Source organism: Halorubrum sp. FL23, from assembly GCF_052439115.2.
Lineage (GTDB): Archaea > Halobacteriota > Halobacteria > Halobacteriales > Haloferacaceae > Halorubrum > Halorubrum persicum.
Map to the genome: position 1 here is coordinate 156,665 of NZ_JBQVRO020000010.1, position 6,553 is coordinate 163,217.

At 64.0% G+C, this 6,553-nt stretch carries 6 protein-coding genes; 1 reads left to right on the forward strand and 5 read right to left on the reverse strand.

What is annotated here, in order from left to right; all coding sequences use genetic code 11:
- Positions 1–8 precede the first annotated feature (8 nt).
- From ACT4MF_RS13380 to ACT4MF_RS13390, 3 genes are all read right to left on the reverse strand, one after another.
- Positions 9–1,154 (reverse strand): Gfo/Idh/MocA family protein, encoded by a 1,146-nt coding sequence (locus tag ACT4MF_RS13380; RefSeq protein ID WP_444682974.1) that lies wholly within the window; start codon positions 1,152–1,154, stop codon positions 9–11.
- A gap of 3 nt (positions 1,155–1,157) precedes the next feature.
- Positions 1,158–2,126: a sugar phosphate isomerase/epimerase family protein gene (locus ACT4MF_RS13385; protein WP_444682975.1), complete on the reverse strand. Its 969-nt coding sequence runs from the start codon at positions 2,124–2,126 to the stop codon at positions 1,158–1,160.
- Positions 2,127–2,197: 71 nt separating this feature from the next.
- Complete coding sequence (locus ACT4MF_RS13390) at positions 2,198–3,436, reverse strand: mandelate racemase/muconate lactonizing enzyme family protein (protein ID WP_099256115.1); 1,239 nt, start codon at positions 3,434–3,436, stop codon at positions 2,198–2,200.
- A gap of 131 nt (positions 3,437–3,567) precedes the next feature.
- Here ACT4MF_RS13390 and xacF point away from each other — a divergent pair, with 131 nt between their 5' ends.
- Positions 3,568–5,016 carry a 2,5-dioxovalerate dehydrogenase gene (gene xacF, locus ACT4MF_RS13395; protein WP_099256114.1) on the forward strand — a complete coding sequence of 483 codons (1,449 nt, stop codon included), beginning with the start codon at positions 3,568–3,570 and terminating at the stop codon, positions 5,014–5,016.
- 226 nt (positions 5,017–5,242) lie between these two features.
- Here xacF and xacR read toward each other — a convergent pair whose 3' ends face one another.
- The gene (xacR, locus tag ACT4MF_RS13400; RefSeq protein WP_099256113.1) at positions 5,243–5,998 is read right to left on the reverse strand and encodes an HTH-type transcriptional regulator XacR; all 756 of its coding nucleotides are present in this window, start codon (positions 5,996–5,998) and stop codon (positions 5,243–5,245) included.
- Positions 5,956–6,213, reverse strand: coding sequence for a hypothetical protein (locus ACT4MF_RS13405; RefSeq protein ID WP_144050454.1), 258 nt, complete (start codon positions 6,211–6,213; stop codon positions 5,956–5,958). The genes xacR and ACT4MF_RS13405 overlap by 43 nt, the downstream gene beginning before the upstream one ends.
- Between the last annotated feature and the right edge of the window lie 340 nt (positions 6,214–6,553).

Here is a 6,553-nt window from a genome sequence, read left to right on the forward strand (position 1 = left end):
CGGCCGGATCAGGTCCGCACGTCAACCCACTCGCCACGCTCGTCTGACCGCTCGATCGCATCCAGGACCCGCTGGACGGCGAGCCCGGTCTCGAAGTCGGGCTCGTACGGCTCTCCGTTCCCGATTGCGGAGAGGAACTCGTAGTTCTCGTGGACGAGCGCGTGCTCCCAGCCGATGTTGTGACCCGCCGGCCACCATCGATCCACATACGGATCCGCGTCGTCCGTGACGTGGATCGTCTCGAAGCCTCGACCGTCTCCTCGAAGGACCTCCAGCTCGTTGAGCCGCTCCAGATCGAACCGGATCGCCCCCTCCGACCCGTTGAGCTCGATCGTGTTCCCGTTCTTGTGTCCCGTGGCGAACCGCGAGGCCTCGAAGACGCCCATGGCCCCGTTCGCGAACGCTGCCTGGGCGGAGTACGCGTCGTCAACCGTGACCGGCCGGGTCTCCCGGCTGTCGGACCCGGCTGCGGAGAGGGCATCGCTGTCGTCCGCTCCGGGAACGGGTCGGTCATTGACGAACGTCCGCAGGTGCCCCGAGACGCGCTCGACCCGTGACCCGAGGAGGAACTGCGCGAGGTCGATCGAGTGCGCGCCCAGGTCACCAAGCGCGCCCGAACCCGCGATGTCCGCCGAGTTCCGCCAGCTCCACGGGGCCTGCGGGTCGACCAGCCAGTCCTGAAGGTACCGTGCGCGAACGTGGTACACTTCGCCGATCGCACCGCTCTCGACGAGCTCTCTGGCGTACTGGATCGCCGGGACGAAGCGGTAGTTGAACGCCGTGGCGGTGGACATGTCGCTCTCGCGGGCTGCGCTCGCCATCCGCTTGGCCGCGTCGAGGTCGTGGGCGAGCGGCTTCTCACAGAACACGTGGGTACCCGCATTGAGCGCCGCGATCGACGGATCCGGGTGGAGATTGTTCGGACCAAGGTTGTAGAACACGTCGACGTCGTCGACGGTGTCCCGCCAATCGGTCGCGTATCGATCGAATCCAAGCTGGTCGATCGCCGTCGAGAGCGCCTCTTCGTCGCGCCCGATCAAGACGTCACGCTCGACATCCGGCGCGTCGGGGAAGAACATCGGGAGCCGCGCGAGCGCGTTCGCGTGTGCCTTTCCCATGAACCGGTATCCGAGAAATCCAACGGTCAGGCTCATGGTTCAGGCCCAGTAGGTGTCGCCCGGCTGCGTCTCGAAGACAGCCCGCGAGAGCACGTCCACGGCCTTTTCCAGCCCTTCTCGACCCGACGTGAGCGAGTCCTCGTGTTCGATCGAGAGCGCTCCTTCGTAGCCGACCATCCGGAGCGTGGAGACGATGTCCTTCCAATGGGCCTCGCCGTGGCCGTACCCGATCGAGCGGAACAGCCACGAGCGGTCCGGCTCGGCCGTATACGGTTCAGTGTCGAGGACACCCTTGACGCGAGCGTTCGACTCGTACACCTTCGTGTCCTTTGCGTGGACGTGATGGATGGCGTCCTGCTCACCGAGGAAGCGTATCGCCTCGGCGACATCGATCCCCTGCCAGTAGAGGTGTGAAGGGTCGAAGTTCGCGCCGACATGCTTGTTCGTCGCCTCTCGAAGACGCATCATGCCGGTTGGCTCGTACACGAGCATGTTCGGGTGCATCTCGATGCCGATGTCGATGCCGTGCTCGGCGGCGTGCTCCGCCAGCGCGGTCCACGTCGGTATTGCGACCTCTTCCCACTGGTATTCCAGCGCCTCGGCGTGCTCGGGCGGCCACGGGGCCGTGACCCAGTTGGGGACCTCTCCACTTGGTCCCCCCGCCGGCAGCCCGGAGAAGGTGTTGACGGTGTCCACGCCCAACTGATCGGCGAGCCGGATCGTTTCTCGGATCTCCGTCGTCGCGCGCTTGGCCCGCTCGTCGTCGGGATGGAGCGGGTTGTTGTGTGTCGAGAGCGCGCTGATCGAGAGATCGTGGTCGTCGACCAGCTCCAGCAGCTCGCGCTGTGCCGCCTCGTCGTCGAGATACGCCTTCCGGTCGAGGTGGTCATCCCCAACGAATCCGCCGCAGCCGAGTTCGACCGTACCGACGCCGAGTCCGGAGAGATATTCGAGCGCTTCGTCGAGCGGTTCGTCACCGAGTACGACTGTTAGGACTCCTACGTCCATGCTATCCCGCTCGCCCCGTCAGAAAATAAAACTATGGGCGGACCTCGGAGATCTCCGCGCTTGACTTCGACTTACGCCTCGTCGAACAACTCCTCTCCGCTGACCATATGCTCCTCGACGGCGTCGAGGTTCAGCGTGAGTCCGAGCCCAGGCTTCTCGGGGATCTCCATCCGTCCGTTCCGGATCAGGTCGTCCTCCTCGACGAGGTCTTCCCACCAGCCGAGCTCGTAGCTGTGGTACTCGACGGCCAGGGAGTTCGGAATGGCCGCGGCCACCTGCGCGGACGCCATTGTCCCGATCGGCGAGGAGACGTTATGCATCGCCACGGGAATGTAGAACAGGTCCGCAAGGTCGGCGATTTTGCGGGTCTCGCGCATGCCGCCGACCCGTGGAAGGTCCGGGGCGATAATGTCGACTGCCCCCGGTTCGAGAAGGGTCCGCTGGCCGGCCGTCCGATAAACGTTCTCGCCGACCGCGATGGGGGTCGTCGTCGACTCCGTGACCCGTCGCTGGACGTCGTGGTTCTCCGGCGGGACAGGGTCTTCGAGCCACCATACGTCGTACTCCTCGACCGCCGCTGCGAGCCGCTTCGCGCTGCCGGCCGCGTACGACCAGTGGCAGTCGAAGGCGACGTCGGCCCGGTCGCCGACAGCTTGCGTGACCGCCTCGACGATCTCAACTTTGTGGTCGATCTCGGGCTCGCGGAGATGTCGGTTCGCCCGGTCTTTCTCGTGGCCGGAGGGCACGTCGAGGTCGAACTTGATCGCGTCGTAGCCAAGTTCTTCGACGACGCGGATGCCCTCGGCGGCACAGGCCTCCGGGTCTGCTTCGTTCTCCGTATGGAGATCGCAGTAGATCCGGACGTCATCGCGATATTTTCCGCCGACGAGCTGGTAAGCTGGAACGTCAAGGAGCTTCCCGGCAGCGTCGTGGAGCGCGATCTCGATCCCCGAGATGGCCGAAACCACCTTCCCCGAGATCGACCCCTCTCCAGACATCTTCTGAATGAGGTGTTCGTAGAGGCGGTCGATGTCGAGCGGGTTCTCGCCAACGAGGAAGGGTTTCATCCGCTCGATTATCGCCGTGTCGCCGCCGCCCCAGTAGGCCTCGCCGGTGCCCACGACGCCCGCGTCGGTGTAGACGCGTACGAGTATCCACGGATAGTTCCCGTCGACCATCGTGGTCTGGACGTCCGTGATCTCCGCGTCGCGGACGCCGCCCCGTGGCTTCGTGAGATCCATCGTCTTGCTCGACAGGTCCCGCATCGTATACTCCGCGTTCGGGTCGCGAAGCTTCGCGTGATCGACCATGACGGCCAAATGTCCGGTGACCCGCTACAAAAGCCTATGGGAACTTAGCGTACCCTCGACGGATCACGTCGCGGTCGAGCCCAGACCGATGACCAAAAGACATGAGTGTGCGACCGTCGAAGTGCGAATCGATGTCGAAGCCCACAACGAACTACGTGGACGGCGAATGGCGAGGCTCGGAGACGGGAGAGACAATCGAGGTCCGGAACCCGGCGAACCCGGACGAGGTCGTCGCGACGTATCCGCGGTCCGACAAGCGGGACGCCGCGGCGGCTGTCGATGCCGCCGCCACGGCCGAGGCGGCATGGCGGGACACTCCCGGTCCGGAGCGTGGTCGGATCCTGCGGGAGGCGGGAACGATACTCGACGGACGGAAAGAGGAACTCACGGATATCCTCGTGGCCGAGGAGGGGAAGGCCCGCCCAGAAGCGGCCGGCGAGGTCCAGCGTACGATCGATATCTTCCACTACTTCGCCGGGAAGGCGTCGGACCTCGCGGGGACCCGGAAGGCGTCCAGCGGCCGCGACACGAACCTCTACACTCGCCGGGAGCCGGTCGGCGTCGCAGCGCTCGTCACACCATGGAATTACCCGATCGCGATCCCCGCCTGGAAGCTCGCGCCGGCTCTCGTTTCGGGAAACACGGTAGTCCTCAAGCCGGCTTCGCTCGCACCAGGCGTCGTGATCGAGGTCGCGCGGGCGCTCGATGAGGCGGGGCTCCCCGACGGCGTCCTCAACGTCGTCACCGGGCCGGGAAGCACCGTCGGTGACGAGTTCATCACGAGTGAGGGGACGGACCTGGTCTCCTTCACCGGCAGCAGTGAGGTCGGCGAGATGGTGTACGAGCAGGCCACCGGCGAAGGCAAGCGCGTCCAGACCGAGATGGGTGGGAAGAACCCCACCCTTGTCACGTCGTCGGCGGACCCCGCCGAGGCAGCCGACATCGTCGCGTCCGGCGGATTTGGCACGACTGGCCAATCGTGTACCGCATGCTCGCGGGCCGTGGTCCACGAGGCCGTCCACGACGAGTTCGTCGCGGAGTTGGTCAAGCGCGCAGAGTCGATCGACGTCGGTCCAGGGCACGACCACGAGATGGGTCCGCAGGTCAGCGAGGCGGAGCTGTCGTCCACTCTCGACTACATCGATGTCGCCTCGAACGAGGGCGCGACGCTCGCAGCGGGCGGCGGCGTCCCAGACGGCGACGCGGTCGAGACCGGTCACTTCGTCGAGCCGACGGTGTTCACCGAGGTGGAGCCCGACATGCGGATCGCCCAAGAAGAGGTGTTCGGGCCCGTCGTCGGCGTCATCGAGGTCAGCGACTTCGAGGAGGGGATCGCGGTCGCCAACGACGTGGAGTACGGCCTCTCGGCGAGCGTGGTCACCGACGACCACGGGGAGGCGAATCGCTTCGTCGATGCGATCGACGCCGGCGTGGTGAAGGTCAACGAGAAGACGACCGGGCTCGAACTTCACGTTCCTTTCGGCGGCTTCAAGCGCTCCTCCTCGGAGACGTGGCGCGAGCAGGGCGACGCCGGCCTCCGGTTCTACACCATCGAGAAGACGGTATACGACGGCTACTGAAGCACGAACGCTCACTACGGGTTGGGCGACCGAGGTGTTGTGGCCGTCTGACTCTCGCTGCGGATATTCGTTCCCTATTTTGGAACACCTTGTTGGCGGGGCGCTGTTATAACATTACACTACTACGAACGTAATTGATAGACGAGAATACCAATAAACCAGCTGTACACGTCGATCCGACGCCGCCACAGCCGCGTCGAAACGTCGTTCCGACTCTCAGAACGCGTCAGTAGTTGATGTTCAACTCGATCACGTTCGCCGCGCTGAGAACGCGTTCTGGGAGGGCACCGTGAAGGGCCTCATCGCTGACGCGGTTGGCGGGTGCAGAGACGCTGATCGCGCCGAGGACCTCGCCGCTGGAAGAAGTAATTGCTGAGGCGACACATCGGAGTCCTTCGAGACGTTCGCCGTCGTCGACCGCGTAGCCCCGCTCGCGGATCTCCGCCAGTACGTCGAACAACTCCTCGCGGGTGCCGACGGTCCGCGACGTCTTCCGTTCGAGTCCGTGTCTGTCGAGTATCGTCTCAACGCGTTCCTCGGAAAGGTTTGCGAGGATCGCCTTCCCGAGCGCCGTCGTGTGTAAGCTCGTTCGAAGCCCTGCGTGCGTGTCCAGATCGACGGCTTCGTCGCCTTTGGCTCGCATCAGATAGACGCCCATTCCTTGCTCTTCGACGAGGAGGTTCGCGAGTTCGCCGGTCTCGGCCGCGAGCGACTTCACCTCGGGCTCTGCAATCTGGTAGATTTCCATCGACTTCCGGCTGTGTCCCCCGACTTCGAGGAACTTCAGCCCGAGGCGGTAGACATCTCCCTCCTTCAGGACGTAGCCGTGCGTTCGCAGCGTGTTCAAGTGGTTATGAACCGCGCTCTTTCCCATCTCGAGATCGTTCGCCAGTTCGCTCACGCCGCAGGGCTCCTTGGTCATCAGCTCCTCGATCAGCGTTAGGGTCTTCTCGGTGGTCCGCACGGGATTTTTCGCATCCATATCGATCGATCGTGTATGTCCTGAATAAACGTTCCGGTATAGAGAACGGATTGCTGTGAAAGCAGAACGAGAGGACCGGGGTCAATGGCAAGCACGTGGTGAACAACCTGTCTCTCTTCATCGGGGCCTTTTTCGTCGGCGTCGTCGCGTTCACGGATTCCGACTGCCGCCCGCGGGCGTCGTGGCTCGCTGACCTCGTTCTCTGTCTCGTCCACTACGACCTCGGTGGCGGCCTCGTGCGTCCTGCAGACGACACCACTGTTAGTGCCTCCGAGAGGGCCAACTCTTCGCTGGACACAGGGGTCCCCACGCCGCCCGTGTCATCCCCGTGAGTGCGACGCCGTACCTGGTGATCGCGAACTTTGTCGGGCCCACTGCGTGTTCGAAGTCACGTGATTCCCGGAACGCGATGTCACCGAAAACATCCTCCGAAACCGTGATCTTCCGCGGGCCTGGGTTAAGTTACGAACGACACGAAATGCCGTGTTGAACGCAAGACAGCGGCAACATCGGATTTATGATATTCAATTTTCTAACGGTAACGGCTCTCTAGCC